Consider the following 18,459-nt stretch of genomic DNA (forward strand, 5'->3'; position numbering starts at 1 on the left):
GTGAAAGAGGCGGCAGTTTACCTGATGCATCGCAAGCTGCCCATGAACCGAAGTCGATGACGGTTCAAATGCAGGCAGCGGGCGCGGATACAACAGCGTGTCTCTTTGTAGGAGCGCGCCTGCCCGCGATAAGTCCATCAGATTACGAAAATCGCAGGATACTCCAGTAGTTTCATCGGGTGCGGTCGGACCCGGTACCTGTAATAAACAGGGCAGGACGCGTCAGTGGCGCCGCTCGACGATGTATCGCGCCAGCGCGCGCAAAGGTTCGGCTGCCGAGTCGAAGGGCTGCAGCGCTACGAGTGCCTGATCGCGCAGTTCCAGCGCGTAATGTTTGGCCTCATCCAGACCCAGCAAGGCCGGATAGGTCGGCTTGTCGCGGGCGATATCGGCGCCCTGGCGTTTGCCAAGGGTTGCGGTGTCGCTTTCGACGTCGAGGATGTCGTCCTGCACCTGAAATGCCAGACCGACGGCGCGCGCATAGATCTGCAGCGAGTCGAGGTGGACCTGGCTGGCACGACCACTGGACAGGGCACCCAACCGGACACTGGCCTCGATCAGCGCGCCAGTCTTGTGCCGGTGCATGAACTCCAGCGCCGTCTGGTCGAGTTTCAAACCCACCGAACCCAGATCGATTGCCTGGCCGCCCACCATGCCCGCCGGACCTGCGGCGTGAGCCAGGGTGTCAACCATCTTCAAGCGGGTTTCGGCATCTTGCGGCGTCAGGCTGCTATCGCTGAGCACGCTGAATGCCAAGGTTTGCAGGCCATCGCCGGCCAGAATCGCACAGGCCTCGTCAAAGGCCTTATGAGTGGTCGGCAGGCCGCGACGCAGATCGTCGTCGTCCATGGCGGGCAGATCGTCGTGAACCAGCGAGTAAGCATGGATGAGCTCAACCGCACAGGCAGCGCCGTTGGCTTGCTCTGCATCGCCGCCCAAGGCTTCGCAGGCGCCGTATACCAGCAGCGGACGCACGCGCTTGCCACCATTGGTGACGCTGTAGCGCATGGCCTGGTAAAGACGGGTCAATTCAGTGGAAGGTGCGCTGAACAGGCTCTCCAGCGCTGCGTTGACGCGAGCCTGACTGAGCGCCTGATACTCGGCGATCATTGCGGCTGTTCCGCGTCGAAGGGTTCCTCGGCCAGTTCGCCATCGCGTTCCAGCAACACCTGGACCTTCTGCTCGGCCTGCGCCAGCGCGCTCTGGCACTCACGCGTCAGACGGATGCCTTGTTCGAAGGCGGTCAATGAATCTTCCAGCGACAGCTCACCGTTCTCCAGACGCTCGACCAGCGTTTGCAGATCCGTGAGGGATTGTTCGAAATCCAGTGCAGCTTTCTTGCGGGCCATGGCGGCTATCCCGGTAGACGTTAAACCGGCGCGACACTAGCAGAGCGACAGCATTGGGGCAAATGAGAGGTGCCGGGCGGGGAGTTGCAGGTGCCTGGGTGCACCTGCCGCAAACTCTCGCCTGCCCGAAGCAATGTACTCAGAAACCTTCGAGAACAATCTTGCCTTTGGCCTTGCCGCTTTCGATCACGGCATGGGCGCGGCGCAGATTTTCGGCGTTGATGGTGCCCAAGTGCTCACCCAGCGTGGTCTTCAGCACGCCTTGGTCGATCAGGCTCGACACGCGGTCGAGCAACTCATGCTGGGCAATCATGTCCGACGTTTCGAAAAGCGCGCGGGTAAACATCAGTTCCCAATGCAGCGACAGTGCCTTGCGCTTCATGGGCATCACGTCGAGGGTCTTCGGGTCATCGATCAGCGCCAGCTTGCCTTGCGGGCGCAGTGCGTCGATCAGCTGCGTCAGGTAGCTGTCGGTGTGAGTGAGGCTCGCGACATGACTGACCTGACCAACGCCGATTTTTTCCAGTTGCTCCACCAGCGGCTGGCTGTGGTCGATCACGTGATGCGCACCGAGGTTTTTCACCCATTCCTGGGTTTCCGGGCGGGACGCAGTACCGATGACGGTGAGCTTGGTCAATTGGCGCGCCAACTGGACAAGAATCGAGCCGACCCCGCCGCCTGCACCGATAATCAGCAGGCTATCGCCTTCACCGGCGCCTTCCTGCACGCCGAGGCGGTCGAACAGCAACTCCCACGCGGTGATCGACGTTAACGGCAGCGCGGCAGCATGAGCGTCGTCGATGGATTTCGGCTTGTGGCCGACGATACGCTCGTCCACCAGATGGAATTCGCTGTAATTGCCGGGGCGCGCGATGGAGCCCGCATAGAACACTTCGTCACCGGCCTTGAACAGCGTGACCTCGCTGCCAGTTTCGCGCACGACGCCCACCGCATCCCAACCCAGGACCCTGGGCTCAGTGGCCGCCGAGCCTGCACGCACTTTGGTGTCCACCGGGTTGACGGAAACGGCGCGCACTTGCACCAGCAAATCACGCGGGCCAGGGGTGGGCTTGGGCAGGTCCATGTCCATCAGCGAGTTTGGATCTTCGATGGGCAGGCCGTGTTGGGTGAAGGCAATGGCTTTCATGGGGTTCTCTCTGAAAATGATGAAGAAACGTGTTCGGGTACGGCGTTTATCTTGTTCTTCTGCGCCAACAAGAAAAACCTGAACAACGCGCCAACACTTTCACAGCAGCAGTGAAAATGATCCGCATCGACGATCTTGCTCTGTTCGTTCGGACAGCAGCGCTCGGCAGTTTCTCCAATGCCGCACGCGAGGTTGACTTGCTGCCGGGCCAGGTCGCTGCAGCGATCAAGCGTCTGGAGCGCGATGTGGACATCCGCCTGTTCATCCGCTCGACACGCAGCCTGCGGCTGACCGCCGAGGGCGAGCAATACCTGCCGACCGCGCAAAAGGTGCTCGATGCATTGAGGGAGGGGCGCGAGAAACTGCGCCGCGAAAGCGCGCAACTGCAGGGTATGCTGCAAGTGGCGCTGCCGTCGGACCTCGGACGTAACGTGATGCTGGAATGGCTGACCGGGTTTCGCCGCCAGCACCCGGCGCTGAACTTGCGCCTGTTTGTCTCCGATCAGGTTGCTGACATGTTTCGCGATCCGGTGGACGTGGCGATCCGCAGCGGGGTGATCGAGGAAGCCAACTACATTGCCTTGCCGCTCGCACCCTGGAATCGCCGTGTGCTGGTGGCCTCGCCTGAGTACCTGTCGCGAAAAGGGCGACCTCTGGACACCGAAGACCTGATGCGGCATGACTGCCTGCTTTACATCCTGAACGGTCGCGTCTACGACAAATGGCCGCTGGGAGGGCGGATAGTCACGGTGTCTGGTCCGCTGTTGACTGACGATGCTGATCTGGTAAGGCGCTGGGCCGTGGCGGGCGAGGGCATTGCATACAAGTCCTGGGTCGACGTGAGGGCAGATGTGCTGGCCGGACACCTGGAACTGCTGCTGCCGGATTACCCCGGCGAGCCCGCGCCGCTGAAGCTGGTATATCCCCATCGCAAACAGTTCTCGCCTGCCGTGCAGCAGTTGCACTCGCTGCTCAAGAGCCGGTTCGTCGAGATGGAGAAAGGTTTGCCGCAGTTGTTGTGATGTCGGTCGTAAATTTTATGTGCCAGGCGCATGCGCCGAATCGGCAACGCTTGATCCCATGCCTACTGGCGCTTATTGCCATCGCCATCCGCGATGGCAGGCTCACCAATGCTTGATGTACGCCTCGGTTCGCCACTCCTAACATCCGTCGCACACGCCCAGCGCTGCATGCGAAATGACAGGAGAACTTATGAAAAACTTCCGAATCGGCCAGATTGTCCCCAGCTCCAACACCACCATGGAAACCGAAATCCCGGCGATGCTGACCTCGCGTTATCCGCTGTTGCCGGATGAGCGCTTCACCTTCCATTCCTCGCGCATGCGCATGATGCACGTCAGCCCCGAAGAGCTGAAAAAAATGGACATTGACAGTGATCGTTGCGCGCTGGAACTAAGCGATGCGCGGGTGGATGTCATGGCCTACGCCTGCCTGGTGGCGATCATGTGCCAAGGCGCGGGCTACCACACAGTCTCGCAAGAGCGGTTGGGCAAAACCGTCGCTGGTAATAAGTCGAATGCCCCGGTTCTCAGCTCGGCCGGCGCATTGATCGACAGCCTGAAGATGCTCGACCACAAGACGGTCTCGATCATCACTCCGTACATGAAGCCCCTGACCCGGCAGGTCATCGACTACATCGAAGCGGCAGGGATCGAAGTCGTCGACGCCATCAGTCTGGAAGTGTCGGACAACCTTGAAGTCGGTCGTCTGGACCCCATGAATCTGGTGGCCCACGCCGACAAGCTCAATATCGGACAAGCCGATGGCGTCGTGCTGTCCTGCTGCGTGCAGATGCCTTCACTGCCTGCGATTCAAGTGGTGCAGGATCGCCTCGACAAACCGGTGTTGTCGGCTTCCGTCGCCACCGTTTACCAGATGCTCAAAACCCTCGGCCTCAAGGCGCAGGTGCCCAACGCCGGTCATCTGTTGTCCGGCGCATTCTGAGTCCATCCCTGACGAGGTACTATGGCGACCACGCAGGCCCACGCGCGGTACTCCCATGAAGCTCGACCCCGTTTCGCTGCGCCTTTTCGTCAGTGTCGTCGAAGAAGGCACCATCGCCGCTGCTGCCAAACGCGAACACATTGCGGCGGCAGCGGTGAGCAAGCGGCTCAGCGAACTGGAAGAACTGCTCGACTCCAGGCTGCTCAACCGCACCAACAAAGGCATCACCCCGACCGACGCCGGGCTGTCGCTGCTGTTCATGGCCCGCAGTGCACTGAACAACCTCAATGAAATCGTCGTGCAAATGCGCGACTACTCCCACGGTCGTCGCGGCTCGGTCAACATTCTGGCCAACATCTCGGCCATCACCCAATTCATGCCCAGCCTGCTCACCTCGTTCATGGCGCAATACCCGCTGATCAACGTCAGCCTCGAAGAACAGCCAAGCCTGGCAATCACCAAAGCCGTCGCTGAAAACCGCGCCGACATCGGCATCTTCACCCGCTTGCCACACGGCGCTGACATCGAAGTCTTTCCGTTTCGCACCGATCAATTGGTCCTGCTGGTGCCCAACGACCACCCGCTGGCCGCGCGCGCAAGCGTCACCTTCAACGAAACCCTCGACCATCAATACGTCACCCTGCGCAGCGGCACCCACCTCCATTTCCAGCTCATCAAAGCCGCCAACGACCTGGGCCGCTCCCTGAAAATCCGCATGGAAGTCGCCAGCTACGACGCCCTGTGCCTGATGGTTCAGGCAGGTGTGGGCATCGGCATCATGCCCGAAGGCAGCGTGGCGATTTATAAGCTCAAGGGCGCTAAAGTCGTGCAGCTAAACGAAGATTGGGCCCGCCGCGAACTCAGCGTGTGCGTGAGATCGCGGGAAGGGTTGTCGACGGCCGCGAGGTTGTTTCTTGAGCATTTGCTGGCGGGTTGATTTGCGCGCATCGTTGATGCTCCGAGGCTACAAAAAAGCCCTTTAATGCACCTTTTGATGCTCGAGGGCTACAAATTGTCAACGCTCAACGACGTTTCCGAGATGCTGAAACACGCTCGCGGCGGTGCCCGACTGAGTCAAGAAGCTATCGCTACCCGCGCGGGGGTTTCGCGCTCCACCGTCGCACGCATGGCAACCATGGCCAAGGGCGACATGAGCGTCTCTGCCCTCGTCCGTTTACTGGAGGCCGCTGGCTATGATTTGAAGCTGGTCAAAGCCGGTCATCAGAGAACGGTGGAAGACATCCTCGCCGAGCAACGTTCGGGAGCGTCCGAATGATGCTGCTTAATGTGCACGTGGGGCCAAACAAGGTTGCCCGGCTCTACCGGCCTGGCGGGACGTTGCCAAGCACATGGTGCACGCATGGAACCAAGGGGTGGAAACGTTGCGCAGTGCGTAAACGGCAGCCCATCTGCGAGGGTTGGACGCAGCCATTACCGAAGCGGGCGTCTCTGGCCCCCGATCAGCGGAGAGTGGACGCGTGCAGATCGGGCGTTCTGAACTGCTGGCGCCAAGAAGGCCGAAGTAGGCTCGTGCGCGCGGTGTGGTTTGTCATGCATGGCAAAGATCAGGAGCCAGTCCTCCAGGCGCCTGAACAAGAGTAGGACCCATTACATCGCTCTGGGGCTGATCCTGGACAGGGGATAAGGTGGCGGCGTATGTAAGACGATTGTTTAGAATCAAAACACGATTTGTCGCCCAAGCACGCCCAAAATGGCGTTGGACAATTGAGCGATTGAAGGCAGTTTTTTCGGCGGATGATAGCGGGGAATGATCTCTTTCCACACACGGGTCACGGCTTGACTTATGACCGGTGGATTTGGATCGCAGCCCAAGCCCCAAGGCTGTTCTTACAGCCGATTCTTGCGCAATTAATGTCGCCTTCCGACAGCGCGCTGTTCGCGCAGGCGCTATCATCCCCCACTTTTTCAGCGCCTGCCCAATGGGCGCGTGAGCTATGGAGCAACTGACGGTGATCACCGGCGAACTCAAGAGCAAGATTGACGCTATCTGGAATGCGTTCTGGTCGGGTGGCATTTCCAACCCGATGGAAGTCATGGAGCAACTGACGTACCTGCTGTTCCTGCGTCGTCTTGATGAGTTGCACATCCTGGAAGAGAACAAGGCCAATCGCCTGAAGCAGCCGATGGAGCGTCGTATCTTCCCTGAAGGGCTGGACCCACGGGGGTGCAATTACAACGACTATCGCTGGTCGTGCTTCAAACACCTGCCCCCGGAGACGATGTTCGAAGTGGTGGGCGAGCATGTGTTCCCTTTCCTGAAAACCATCGGCAGTGACGGCTCTACTTACAGCCACCACATGCGCGATGCACGCTTCACCATTCCCAAGCCTGCCTTGCTGGCCAAAGTGGTGGACTTGCTCGACGACATCCCTATGGAGGATCGCGACACCAAGGGCGATGTCTACGAGTACATGCTGGGCAAGATCGCCAGCGCAGGGCAGAACGGTCAATTTCGCACGCCGAGGCACATCATTCAGTTGATGGTCGAACTGACGGCACCCAAGCCCAACGATGTGATTTGTGACCCGGCCAGCGGCACCTGTGGTTTTCTGGTGGCCGCAGGTGAGTACCTGCGCGAGCAGAATCCGGGTTTGCTGCTGGACGCTACCCAGCGTCAGCACTTTCACCACGGCATGTTCCACGGCTTCGACTTTGATAACACCATGTTGCGCATCGGCAGCATGAACATGTTGCTGCACGGGGTGGAAAACCCGGACATCCGTTATCGCGATTCCCTGGCCGAAGACACAGCAGGCGAGGCCGAGCACTACAGCCTGATCCTGGCCAACCCGCCGTTTGCGGGCAGCCTGGATTACGAAAGCACCGCCAAAGACCTGCAGCGCATCGTTAAAACCAAAAAGACCGAATTGCTGTTTCTGGCGTTGTTCCTGCGCTTGCTCAAGCCCGGTGGCCGTGCTGCAGTGATCGTGCCGGACGGCGTGATGTTCGGTTCGAGCAAGGCGCACAAAGAACTGCGCCGGATGATCATTGAAGATCACAAGCTTGATGGCGTGGTGAAGTTGCCGAGTGGTGTGTTCAAGCCTTACGCGGGTGTTGCTACTTCAATTCTGTTGTTCACCAAAACCAATTCCGGCGGTACTGACAACGTCTGGTTCTATGATGTGCAGGCGGATGGCATGAGTTTGGATGACAAGCGTACGCCGCTGCTCAGTGAGGATAAGTTGGGCGTTGCGCCGAAGGTGGCGTTGAGTGATGGGGAGCATGCGAAGAATAATTTGCCGGATGTAGTTGCGCGGTGGAAAGAGCGTAACGGTGGAGAGATGGAGCGTTCTCGTACGAACCAGAGTTTCCGCGTCACCAAGGAGGAAATAATTGCGCAAGAATACGACCTCAGTATTAGTCGCTACAAAGACGTTGTGCATGAGGAAATTGAACATCGATCTCCTCAACAAATCCTCGATGAGCTCGTCGGGCTTGAACTTGAGATTCAGAATGATATGCAGAGCCTTCGAGGTATGTTCGGATGACCTCACCTACGAGCGTCAAGTTAGGCGATGTGGCTAAATTTGTTCGTGGTATAAGTTTCAAGCCTGAAGATATTGTCTCAGCTGACGCCAAAAACTCTGTCGCTTGTCTTCGAACGAAAAACATCCAGTCTGAACTTGAGTTGTCAGATGTCTGGGCGGTAAATAAAAGTCTGGTGCGGCGGCCAGATCAGTTTTTGCAATTTGGCGATATATTAGTGTCTAGCGCAAATAGTTGGAATTTAATCGGGAAGTGTAATTGGATACCGGAACTTCCTAAAGAGACCAGCTTTGGCGGGTTTGTAACGGTTTTACGCGCTGACCCTGAAAGAATTCTACCGCGATTTTTGTACTGGTGGTTTTCCTCGAAGCGAGTCCAAGCGCTTGTAAGAAGCTTCGGTAATAAAACGACGAGTATCTCCAATTTAAATATTGGTCGCTGTTTGTCTTTGCTTGTTGAGCTGCCATGTTTGTCTGAACAAAGGCGTGTCGCGTCTATTTTGGACAAGGCTAGCGAGCTGAATCATAGGCGTCGTGAAACGATTAGACTTCTTGATCGTCTTGAACAATCCATATTTATGAAAATGTTCGGGGATCCACTGCCGAATTTAATGACATGGCCAAGAATGGCCTTGGCAGAGCTGATAGAAGAAGTCGAAAGTGGACATAGTCCCGTCTGTCTGGATAGGCGTGTGCGAAATTCAGAATGGGGTGTCTTAAAATTAGGCGCCATTACCAAATGTTCGTATATTTCGACGGAAAACAAAGCTCTTCCCACCGAAAATTTTTCCAGTAAGTATTTGGAAGTAAAATCTGGTGATCTATTGTTTTCTCGAAAGAATACCCACGATCATGTAGCTGCATGTGCCTATGTTAGGGAAACGCCTCCAAATCTGCTGATTCCTGACCTTATGTTCAGATTTAGGTTTCCGGAAGATACAAAAATACTTCCTCAGTTTCTTCACGCATTATTAGTATTTCCGTCAAAACGAAAATCAATTCAAAAGCTCGCTAGTGGTTCTTCAGGGTCGATGCCGAATATATCTAAAGCCAATCTTAAAAATACCTTAATTGAGGTTCCTCCAATTGAGCTTCAGAGAAAGTTCGTGTCTCGGATAAACGAAATTGAAGTCCAAAGACAGAAGCTTGTCAAAAGCTCTGTCCTTCTAAATGACCTGTTCGCCTCCCTCCAACACCGCGCCTTCCGAGGCGAACTCTAACCCATGCGCGGCGCCATACTCCCCGTCTGGTCCCGAACATGGCGCGAGGTTTGGAGCCCGTTGGCGCGCCACGCGGCAGCGCCAGCTGATGTGTTCTGCGAGTTGTACCGGGCATTGCTGCCTGCCCTGAAAACGCCCCCGTCGATGTCGGTGCTGGCCGAAATCATCGACGACCCACCGCTGGCCCGCCACGCCTTCAGGCGGCTCAATGCCTCTGCCCTGATCGACGAGCCTGGACTGCTGGCGTTTTTGCAAAACGTACATGCGGTCCTCAATGATCTGGCAGGCGAGGCGCTGGCCAATGCCTACTTCAACCGCCTCGAACACTTCATCACCACCTACAACCTGCGGTACGAATTACGTCGCCCCTGCCGGCTTTATCCTACGCTGCCGGGCCTGTTCGCTGGCATGGTTCAAGGCCTGCGCGACACCCATGCCGGGCATCCCCATCTGCACACCCTGCAACGCGACTTCGATGACGCCTTCCGTGACCTGCACGACAAGGGTGGCGAAGGGCGCATCAAGACCTGCCTGCAAAAACACATCAACCTGCTGGAAGCACTCGGCCGGGTTCATCCGCAGGTTGATGAATATGCCTTGTCGAGCATCTGCGATCAGTTGCCCCACTGGCCGCACATCAAAGTGCGGCAGTCGCTGAAAAACCTCTACAGCTTCACCTGCGACTACCCGGGCATCCGCCATGGCGGCAAGCCCGGCAGCGTGGAGGGCAAGATAGAGATGCGCGATATGCTGGCACTTTGTATTCTGTTCACCGGCTTTACCCCTTACCTGACCGACCGGCTGGACGCTGCCGCCTTATTTCAAGGACGTTGATATGAGTAACTTTGCCTTCCTGCGCACTGAATGGCCGGGTCTCTACGCTGAGGCGATCAACGCCGAAGCCAACGTTCTGGCGGACCCCAGATCCTCCTGTTTTTATGCCCGACGCACGCTGGAGCTGCTGGTGGCATGGCTGTTCCAGGCTGACCGCAGCTTGAAGCTGCCTTACAAAAGCGACCTCTCGGCATTCCTCTTCGAGCCCAGTTTCAAGGCGCTGACCGGGCCGATGTTGCACGCCAAAATGGAGGTGATCCGCAAGCGCGGTAACGATGCCGTGCATAGCGCTCGGCACGTGCGTGAGCAAGATGCTCAGGCGGTGCTAAGCGAGCTGTTTCACGTGGCTTACTGGCTGGGACGACGTTTCGCCCGCAGCGCGGCCGGCAAACCCGACGCCGCGTTACGCTTCAATCCTGCGCTCATACCCAAGCCCCCGCACGCCGGAGCGATCCAAAGCCAAGCCCAACTGCAGGCACTGGAAAAAGAGCTGGCGTTGCGCGATGCCGCGCTGGTGCAGGCGCAAAAGAAAAACGCAGACCTGGATCGCGAACTTGCCGCGTTGCGTGCCGAGGTTGAGAAGGCCAAGGTGGCCAACGCCGTTCAGCCCGATACCCACGACTACAACGAAGCCCAGACCCGGGATCTGTTCATTGACCAATTGCTGCACGAAGCCGGTTGGGCGCTGGATGCAGCCCGTGATTGCGAGTATGAAGTCGCGGGTATGCCGAGCGGTCAGGGCAAGGGCTACGTTGATTACGTACTTTGGGGCGACGACGGCAAACCCATGGCCTTGATCGAAGCCAAGCGTACGCAACGCGATGCTCATCAAGGGCAGCAGCAAGCCAAGCTGTATGCCGATTGCCTGGAGCAGATGTACGGCCAGCGCCCGCTGATCTATTTCACCAATGGCTACGAGCACTGGCTGTGGGATGACCTGATGTACCCGCCGCGGATGATTCAGGGCTTTCACAAAAAGGCCGAGCTTGAACTGCTGATCCAACGCCGCACCCGCCGCAAGGCGCTGGGCATGGCGACTATTAATGAAGTGATCGTCGAGCGGCATTACCAGCACCGGGCGATCCGGCGAATCAGTGAAACCTTCGAGCGCGACCGTCAACGCAAGGCGTTAGTGGTGATGGCGACCGGTGCAGGCAAAACCCGAACCGTCATCGCGCTGAGCGATTTACTGATGCGCTGCAACTGGGCCAAACGCATTCTGTTTCTCGCTGATCGGGTGGCGCTGGTCAATCAAGCCGCCAACGCATTCAAGCGCTTTCTGCCCAGCGCGGCGCCGGTGAATCTGGTCACTGAAAAGCACTCTGAAGGCCGCATTTACGTATCGACCTATCCGACGATGATGGGGCTGATCGATGAAAAGCAAGATGGACAGCGCAGGTTCGGTTCTGGCCATTTCGACCTGATCATCATCGATGAGGCTCACCGCTCGGTGTATCAGAAGTACCGGGCGATTTTTTCCTACTTTGACGCGCTGCTCGTCGGGCTGACGGCTACCCCAAAAGACGAGATCGACCGCAACACCTACAGCCTGTTCAACCTGGAAAGCGGCGTGCCGACTGACGCCTACACCCTTGAAGACGCTATTGCCGAAGGCTATCTGGTCAGGCCCCGGGGCGTTTCGGTGCCGCTCAAATTCCAGCGTGACGGCATTCGCTACGATGATCTTGGCGAAGATGAGAAGGATCAGTGGGACGCGCTGGAGTGGGGTGAAGAACAGGAGGTGCCGGACGAGGTGAACGCCGATGCGGTCAACCGTTGGTTGTTCAATACCGACACTGTCGACAAGATGCTGCAAGCGTTAATGGAGCGTGGCCATGCAGTGGCGGGTGGCGACCGGCTGGGCAAAACCATTATTTTTGCCAAGAACAATGCCCACGCGCTGTTTATTGCCAAGCGGTTCGATGAGAACTACCCAGACAAGGCGGGGGCCTTTGCGCGGGTCATTACGTACGAGACGAAATACGCGCAAACGCTCATCGATGATTTCTCCATCAAAGACAAAGCACCGCACATCGCAGTTTCAGTCGACATGCTCGACACCGGGATCGACGTGCCGGAAGTGGTCAACCTGGTGTTCTTCAAGATCGTGCGCTCCAAGGCCAAGTTCTGGCAGATGGTCGGGCGCGGCACTCGCTTGTGCAAAAATCTTTTCGGGCCGGGCCAGGATAAAGAGGACTTCTTCATCTTCGATTTCTGTCAGAACCTGGAGTTTTTCAACCACAACCCTGAGCCCACCGAGGGCACGCTGAGCGAGCCGCTTGGGCAGCGCCTGTTCAAGTCGCGTCTGGAGATGTTGGCGGCGCTGGATCGCAGACGCGCCAGTGTTCAGGTCGCAGAAATACCCATGCCTTATGAAGGCGCGTTCAGCGATGATCAGCTACGCGATGACATCGCGCAAAGCCTGCATGAGCGCGTCTCGTCGATGACGCTCGATAATGTTGTCGTCCGCCCGAAACGGCGCTGGGTCGAACTTTACGCGGCCGCTGGCCCGTGGAAGACGCTGAGTGACACGCAGCTGCAAGAAATAGCGGAGCACGTTTCCGGTTTGCCTTCGAGGGTTGTCGAGGAAGACGAAGAGGCCAAGCGCTTCGACCTTCTGTTGCTGCGGTTGCAGTTGTGCATTCTCAATGGGGAGCCGGGTTTTGCGCGCTTGAGTGAAAAGGTTAGGGATTTAGCCGAAGCGCTTCTGGGGCAGACGAACATTCCGGATATTGCGAAACATGCGCTGCTGATCGAGGCGGTCGCCGGGCAAGCGTGGTGGGAAGATGTCACGGTTTCAATGCTGGAGCAGGCACGCCGCAAGCTGCGTGGCTTGATCAAGCTGCTGGAGAAGGGCCGCGGCGTGACGGTGTATACGGATTTCGAAGATGAGCTAGGGTGCATCGATGAGGTGCTGATGCCGTCGATGGTCAACCCGGCCAGTTTCGAGCGCTTTCGCGAGAAAGCGCGTACGTTTTTGCGGGCGCATCTGGACCACCTGTCGCTCCGGAAGCTGCGTCGCAATCAACCGCTGACACCTTTGGATCTTGAGGCGCTGGAACAGATGCTGATCGAGAGTGGCGGCGGCGCGGGTGAGATCAGCAAGGCAAAGGAGCAGGCCAAGGGGCTGGGGTTGTTCATCCGCTCTTTGGTGGGCATGGACCTGGGCGCGGCTTGCGACGCACTCTCAGGGTTTCTCGCCGGAGAGGCATTCAGCGCTAACCAGATCGAGTTCAGCAACCTGGTCATCCAGCATCTGACCGAGCATGGGGTCATGAGCGCTGCACGTCTTTATGAGTCGCCGTTTACGGATATCACCCCGAGTGGGCCGGATGGCTTGTTTGATTCCGAGCAGATCAATGCGCTGCTTTGCGCGTTGGGCAAGATTGAAGCGGGGGCGTTGGTGGCTTGAGCTGCGAATGGATTTGAGCAACACGATTAGGATAATTGGGCCTTTGGAATGCACTACGACATGCCGGGGTCAAGCTCACCTTGTTCAGCAATACATTTTCCGCATAACCGGTAAAAAACGCATTAAATGCTTTGGTCATCACTTCTGGAGGCGTGCAGGCCCCGTGTCAGAACCGCATGACGTGTCAGGGAAGCTATAGGACTCCGAAACTTTGCACGTAAAGGTTTTCTGATATGTCGCAGGCCTGTCAGTGTTATAGGTTCCGTTCCTTACCCATGAAACACGCCTAAAAACACGGCATTTGAAGCTTGTTAAAAAGATAGCGGGTACACAGCATAGACCTAAATATAGGGCCGGCCTACGTGTTCGACCCCGCCTGCGCGATGCAATTTTATTACGCCCCAATTTCCGTACGACGGCGCAGCAACGTAAATAAGGTGAGAAGACCTATCAACTTTCCAAATGGGTGCTACGCTGGTTTTCGCATGGATGAAGACTGCCTGCCCAGACAAATCGTCGATGGCTAATGGCCTGCGGTGTAAATCCAGAGGACGGAATTTAGGTGGTCCCATGACGCAAACCCCTCTGGTATAACCACCTGCGAACACAACATGGAGTTGTTATGATCGTATTGGGAATCACCAACAATGATTTATCAGGAGCTTGTTTGGTTCGTGATAATCAAATACTGTCGGCTGTCAGTGAAGAGCGTTTTACTCGTATCAAAGACCATAAGGTCTGGCCAAGCCAATCCATTGATTTCGTCCTTGGCCAAGCGGGCATAACAATAAATGATGTCGATTATGTGGCCTATGGTTGGAGTGCAGGCTTTAATGCGGAGAAGCATCTGCCACTGTATTTTGATCGAATCGTTGAAGAGGTCAAGACTAATCCAGAAGGCCTTTCTCTATTCCGCAAGCGCATGACCGACGAGATTAAAAACGATAAGGAGAAAAGGGCTGAGTTTGATGCTTATATCTCGAATCAACGTATGAGTGGCAAAGCTTACTACATTGATCATCATGAGTGTCATGCGTTAGGGGCATATGTCTGCTCACCTTTTGATGAAGCATTAACGCTAACATGTGACGGTCGAGGCGACTTTCAGGCTTTGACACTTACCCATTATAGTCCTGGTGAAACTACTGTACTGCAGCGTGAAACAAGTATCGACAGCTTGGGTTATTTTTACGGCCGAATTACCCATTTAATAGGTTATAAGCCCAATCGTCATGAAGGAAAAATTACCGGCCTGGCAGCGTTCGGTGAGCCGAATAAACTGCTAGGCATAATGCAGAAAATGATTAGATTTGAAGATGGGCGTATCAAGGCCACGTGCGGAGACATGTTCATACCTTCTTATCAAGATTACAGCGAGCCCTTGCAGGCGTTCTTCTCAAACGAAAAAAAAGAGGATATCGCTGCTGCGGTACAGCAGCATACAGAGGATTTGCTTGTAGCGATCATCACGCATCATCTGAACCAACGGGGCAGCAGTAATCTTTGCTTGGCGGGTGGAGTGTTTGGCAACGTTAAGCTCAACCAGCGTCTGCGCGAAATTCCTGGCGTAAAAGACGTCTACGTGCTGCCTTGCATGGGCGATGGCGGACTAGCGCTGGCTGCGGCAGTTGGCACGGCATACTTGATAAATGGTACTCGTTTCAAGAACCCGGCAATGACTTTGGGGCCAGAGGCGCGGAGTATATCCCAAAATATAAATCTTTTAAATCGTGATTATCCACAGCTTAATTACCATAAGCCTGCTGATATGATAGAAACGCTTGTGGAAGCCCTTATGCAAAACCAGGTATTGGGTATGTTCAAGGGGAAAATGGAGTTCGGTCCGCGCTCACTTTGTAACCGAAGTATTATTTACCACGCCAAGGATGCAGATGTTAACGACTGGCTTAACAAACGAATGCACCGCACTGAATTCATGCCATTTGGTCCCGTAACCGCAATTGATCAAGCAGCAGAGTGCTATATTGGCTGGACCGCTGAGCAAGTGGCTGCTGATACGATGACAATGACGTACGATTGTCATCCTGATTTTATCAAGGCAAGTCCTGCTGTTGTACACATCGATGGTACTGCCAGGCCGCAGGTGGTCCGTCCTCAGGCAGATGATTTTATGCACCGGTTGCTTAATGCTTGGTACGACCGAACCGGGCAATCTGCTCTAATCAACACCTCATTCAACCGTCATGAAGAGCCAATTGTTTGCTCGTCTCAAGATGCTTTGGCAGCTCTAAATGAAGGCATTGTTGACTTGGTAATCATGAGCGAGTCATTGATCGTCTGGCACCGAGGGAAGAATAGTTTCGCCCAACAGTACTTCGAATAAACTCATAGGCCATGGGCTCTCCGGGAGCCCATTCTCTGGTGACTCATGTATTTGATTTTTTTTGGATTTTTTGCAGCAGAGGGCATTATCTATCCATTTTGGCCCACTTGGTTAGACTCCCTCGGCTTCAGCACAGGCCAGATTGGTCTGCTGATTGCGGCGGTATACTGGCCTCAGGTGGTGAGCGGTATATTGGTTACCTACGTCGCAGACTGGCGAATAGATCAACTTCGCCTGGCTGCCATATTGGGTTTCTCAGCAGCATTCATCACTTTGTTTTTTTATTTCCTCCCCGCATCACTGTCCGTGTTTGTCGCGCTGAGTATTATATTTGGCGGACTGTGGATGGTGGTTTTGCCATTGACTGAGTCATATCTGCTGAAGCGCGATAAACAGGCATTGCAGAACTATGGATTGGTACGTGCAGTGGGCTCGTCGGCGTTCATTCTAACTTCTATCTTTGGGGGCGTGATATTTACCTACTACGGTCAATCATGGGTGCCCATCGTAATCGCTTCAAGCATGTTTTTTACTGGGCTAAGTTGCTTATGGTTGGGGCGTCGAGTGACCAAAATACATACTCCATTAGTGGGCGGAGAGTTTAAGCGACCTGAGTGGAGGCGCCTATTTGAAAATAAATTTTTATTGCTTACAATCGCTGCGGCTGGTTTTATACAGCTGAGTCACACTTTGTATTTTTCTACGGCATCTATAAGCTGGGGGAGCAAGGGCTATTCGTCGACAACCATAGGAATGTTCTGGTCCGTCGCTGTGCTGGCTGAGATTATTTATTTTGCTTTCTCCAATAAAATTCTGGCGCGTTGGGCACCGTTGCCAGTAGTGATGTTTTCAGGCGGTTGTGCAGCCATACGATGGATTTTATTTTCCAGTAGCGATGACTTGACACTGATTGTATTAGGTCAATGCATGCACGCGTTAAGTTTCGCGGCCTATCACTCGGCGTTAATGCGATTTGTACGCGATAACGCCCCGGCGGATATTCAAGTCTTTACTCAGGGTGTTTATTACTCGCTTGCTGTTGCACTGCCAATGGGACTCGCTACGCCGATTTCGGGTTATCTGTACGAAATCGTGCAGTCCTGGGCGTATTGTGTAATGGCCCTTTTAGCCTTGGTGGGAACATTCCTGGCCTTAACCGCTCACTATAAAATGCGAAGTGACGAAAATGATAGCAGTAAACTTTTCAGCCGTCTGCTTTGATATGGATGGCGTGCTTATACAGTCACGCGAGGTGATTGAGCGAGCATGGACCGGCGTAGCCCACGAGTATGGTATTACAGTGAGTGAAAAGTTCATCAAGGATCATATTCATGGTCGTCCAGGCGAATATACACTTCGGACGCTTTTCGGCGATTTTGATCCGAGCCAGCGGTACAACATCAAACAGCAGGTGGATGCAGCCGAGGAGAATGCGCTGTGCAAGCTGGTGCCCGGCGTATCTAGGCTGATTGATCAACTGCGGGAGAGCAAGGTGCCTTTGGCATTGGTTACCAGCAGTTGGCCCGAGCGCATTGATAATGTGCTTCAGCAGCATGGCTTGGAAGGAGCCTTTGACTATGTAATTTCACGTGAGGATGTGCCCAATGGCAAGCCTTCGCCAGAATGCTATGAGTTAGCAGCAGAAAAACTGAATTGTCAGAGCCGCCAATGTCTGGTGTTTGAAGACTCTTCCAGCGGCGTACGTTCAGCAGTGAGCAGCGGAGCGCTATGCCTTGGGATCGGCACTGATCCCTCACTTTTAGTAGAGGGCGCAGCAGCGGTATATGTAGATTTCAACGCATTGCCTGTTGTATCACGACCGGTAATCAAAAATGTATTTGATGGCAGTAGCCTGATGCTAAGCTCCCACATCACAAAGAGATTACTCTGATAATGACCCCTACGCTGAAAAACGCTATCGTTCTTTGGGAGTTTCTTTCATCCGGTCGCGGACACCAGCGCTCTGAATTGATCGTTGTCTGTGGCTCCTACGATCTTCGGGTTTGCGATTACGCTTGTGAACTGCTGGCAAAAGGCATTGCGGAACACTTACTGTTCACAGGTAATACCGGAAATTGGACCAAACACTTATGGGAAAACACTGAGGCAAGTATATTCGCCCAGCGAGCCCTCAAAAACGGTGTAAGGCCCGAGCAGTTCAGTCTGGAAGACAGGGCGACTAATTTCGCCGAGAACATTTCGTTCGCCAGGGCTATGTTTCCCGATGTAAGGAGTGCGACATTCCTCACGAAGCCAAACTCCACTCTCCGTGTCGTGTCAACGTTGCCTATTCAATGGCCTGGACTAGAGGCGTGGGTTGACGCTCCGAATTACAGCTTTCCTGAGGAGGTATCTAATAATGTTGGAGTGCTTGGGGTCATTGAAGAGATGGTCGGTGATATCCAGCGAATCATGCTTTACCCACAGAAGGGATTTCAAATTGAGCAGGTCATCCCAAAGGAGGTTGAGCAGGCTTGGGAATACTTGGTGAAACAGGGCTTTGATCACCATTTGATCAGTTAGGCATGCCTACGCCTGCACGTAAAGTTGGCGAGCGAAGGTCAGGCGAGCCACAAACAGGCGAGGAAGCGGAGTCTGTTTTAAATGAACATTGCGCGCCTGTTTTTAACGCAGCATCACCGAGCGCAGCCACTTTTCGTACAGAGCCTGGTACACACTAGA

Annotated in this window: 15 protein-coding genes; 12 read left to right on the forward strand and 3 right to left on the reverse strand. The window is 55.1% G+C overall.

Annotated features, from left to right (window positions below; all coding sequences use genetic code 11):
* Positions 1 to 222 precede the first annotated feature (222 nt).
* The 3 genes from ispA to EC915_RS18090 all read right to left on the reverse strand — a co-directional run bounded on the left by ispA (position 223) and on the right by EC915_RS18090 (position 2,496).
* Positions 223 to 1,110 (reverse strand): (2E,6E)-farnesyl diphosphate synthase, encoded by an 888-nt coding sequence (gene ispA / locus EC915_RS18080; protein ID WP_133751895.1) that lies wholly within the window; start codon positions 1,108 to 1,110, stop codon positions 223 to 225.
* Positions 1,107 to 1,349: an exodeoxyribonuclease VII small subunit gene (locus EC915_RS18085; protein ID WP_133751896.1), complete on the reverse strand. Its 243-nt coding sequence runs from the start codon at positions 1,347 to 1,349 to the stop codon at positions 1,107 to 1,109. Before EC915_RS18085 ends, ispA begins: the two co-directional genes overlap by 4 nt.
* Before the next feature lie 139 nt (positions 1,350 to 1,488).
* Positions 1,489 to 2,496, reverse strand: a complete 1,008-nt coding sequence (locus EC915_RS18090) for a zinc-binding alcohol dehydrogenase family protein (protein ID WP_133751897.1) — start codon at positions 2,494 to 2,496, stop codon at positions 1,489 to 1,491.
* Between the two features lie 116 nt (positions 2,497 to 2,612).
* On the opposite strand from EC915_RS18090, the gene EC915_RS18095 reads away from it, so the two are divergent.
* The 12 genes from EC915_RS18095 to EC915_RS18155 all read left to right on the forward strand — a co-directional run bounded on the left by EC915_RS18095 (position 2,613) and on the right by EC915_RS18155 (position 18,300).
* Complete coding sequence (locus EC915_RS18095) at positions 2,613 to 3,518, forward strand: LysR family transcriptional regulator (protein ID WP_133751898.1); 906 nt, start codon at positions 2,613 to 2,615, stop codon at positions 3,516 to 3,518.
* Between the two features lie 190 nt (positions 3,519 to 3,708).
* Positions 3,709 to 4,461, forward strand: coding sequence for an Asp/Glu racemase (locus EC915_RS18100; RefSeq protein WP_133751899.1), 753 nt, complete (start codon positions 3,709 to 3,711; stop codon positions 4,459 to 4,461).
* Between the two features lie 55 nt (positions 4,462 to 4,516).
* Positions 4,517 to 5,398: a LysR family transcriptional regulator gene (locus EC915_RS18105; protein ID WP_133751900.1), complete on the forward strand. Its 882-nt coding sequence runs from the start codon at positions 4,517 to 4,519 to the stop codon at positions 5,396 to 5,398.
* A gap of 57 nt (positions 5,399 to 5,455) precedes the next feature.
* Positions 5,456 to 5,737, forward strand: a complete 282-nt coding sequence (locus tag EC915_RS18110) for a helix-turn-helix domain-containing protein (RefSeq protein ID WP_256658774.1) — start codon at positions 5,456 to 5,458, stop codon at positions 5,735 to 5,737.
* A 679-nt stretch (positions 5,738 to 6,416) separates the two neighbouring features.
* Positions 6,417 to 7,970 carry a class I SAM-dependent DNA methyltransferase gene (locus tag EC915_RS18120; RefSeq protein WP_256658775.1) on the forward strand — a complete coding sequence of 518 codons (1,554 nt, stop codon included), beginning with the start codon at positions 6,417 to 6,419 and terminating at the stop codon, positions 7,968 to 7,970.
* Positions 7,967 to 9,187 (forward strand): restriction endonuclease subunit S, encoded by a 1,221-nt coding sequence (locus tag EC915_RS18125; protein ID WP_133751901.1) that lies wholly within the window; start codon positions 7,967 to 7,969, stop codon positions 9,185 to 9,187. The genes EC915_RS18120 and EC915_RS18125 overlap by 4 nt, the downstream gene beginning before the upstream one ends.
* Positions 9,188 to 9,247: 60 nt before the next feature.
* A complete protein-coding gene (locus EC915_RS18130) occupies positions 9,248 to 10,021 on the forward strand; it encodes a hypothetical protein (protein WP_256658776.1) in 774 nt (257 codons plus the stop codon).
* A gap of 1 nt (position 10,022) precedes the next feature.
* Positions 10,023 to 13,433 (forward strand): DEAD/DEAH box helicase family protein, encoded by a 3,411-nt coding sequence (locus tag EC915_RS18135; protein WP_133751903.1) that lies wholly within the window; start codon positions 10,023 to 10,025, stop codon positions 13,431 to 13,433.
* Positions 13,434 to 14,055: 622 nt separating this feature from the next.
* On the forward strand, positions 14,056 to 15,777 hold the full coding sequence (locus EC915_RS18140) for a carbamoyltransferase C-terminal domain-containing protein (protein WP_133751904.1): 1,722 nt from the start codon (positions 14,056 to 14,058) through the stop codon (positions 15,775 to 15,777).
* A gap of 45 nt (positions 15,778 to 15,822) precedes the next feature.
* On the forward strand, positions 15,823 to 16,998 hold the full coding sequence (locus EC915_RS18145) for an MFS transporter (protein ID WP_133751905.1): 1,176 nt from the start codon (positions 15,823 to 15,825) through the stop codon (positions 16,996 to 16,998).
* Entirely contained in the window at positions 16,964 to 17,668 is a 705-nt protein-coding gene (locus tag EC915_RS18150; protein ID WP_256658777.1) for an HAD family phosphatase, read from the forward strand. The genes EC915_RS18145 and EC915_RS18150 overlap by 35 nt, the downstream gene beginning before the upstream one ends.
* Positions 17,669 to 17,670: 2 nt before the next feature.
* Positions 17,671 to 18,300 (forward strand): YdcF family protein, encoded by a 630-nt coding sequence (locus tag EC915_RS18155; protein WP_133751906.1) that lies wholly within the window; start codon positions 17,671 to 17,673, stop codon positions 18,298 to 18,300.
* Positions 18,301 to 18,459 lie beyond the last annotated feature (159 nt).

Origin of the sequence: Pseudomonas sp. LP_7_YM (genome assembly GCF_004364435.1) — a bacterium.
Taxonomy (GTDB): domain Bacteria; phylum Pseudomonadota; class Gammaproteobacteria; order Pseudomonadales; family Pseudomonadaceae; genus Aquipseudomonas.